Annotated in this window: 1 pseudogene; it reads left to right on the top strand. The window is 33.9% G+C overall.

What is annotated here, in order from left to right:
• Nucleotides 1-42: 42 nt before the first annotated feature.
• Nucleotides 43-502: pseudogene (locus Aba26S_RS21050) on the top strand (PoNe immunity protein domain-containing protein); the annotation flags it as partial.

Here is a 502-nt window from a genome sequence, read left to right as displayed (position 1 = left end):
TTTTTTACTTTTACCAAATGATATGTTGCCGGAGTAAGAAAGTTGAATAACCAAATAAATGATTTAAATATTGATTGGGAACAGTGGTTTAATCAACAAATACTAAATTATGGAAAATATAGAGATAGTTTCTTACAAGAAGATATGTATCAAAGGCGGTTTGATGCTTTTCTTAATGGTGTTTATTCAGTAACTGACGGTTTTCAAAAATATAAGGCAAATGCTAAATCCAGTAAGATGATGGCTGCTGGACATCAAAGATTAAAAGATGTCTTAAATTTAATGTCATTACAGTACTCTGCTGGTGGTGATATTGCGTTTATTCAGGAACTTTACCCATATCTTTTAAACTGGACAGAAGAATATGCCGAAATTCATAGTCAATATCATCAAAGCCCTGAGGCAGATGGACGGTATGTTTGGCATATCAGTTTAGGAACAGAAGACTATTGGTATATTGCTTTGCGTCTGATTTGTTTTGGACTGTTGACTGGCTATGCCG

The organism is Acinetobacter sp. NBRC 110496, assembly GCF_000876115.1.
GTDB lineage: Bacteria > Pseudomonadota > Gammaproteobacteria > Pseudomonadales > Moraxellaceae > Acinetobacter.
The sequence above is the reverse complement of the archived record's forward strand: the minus strand, read 5'-3'. Positions and strand labels throughout refer to the sequence as shown.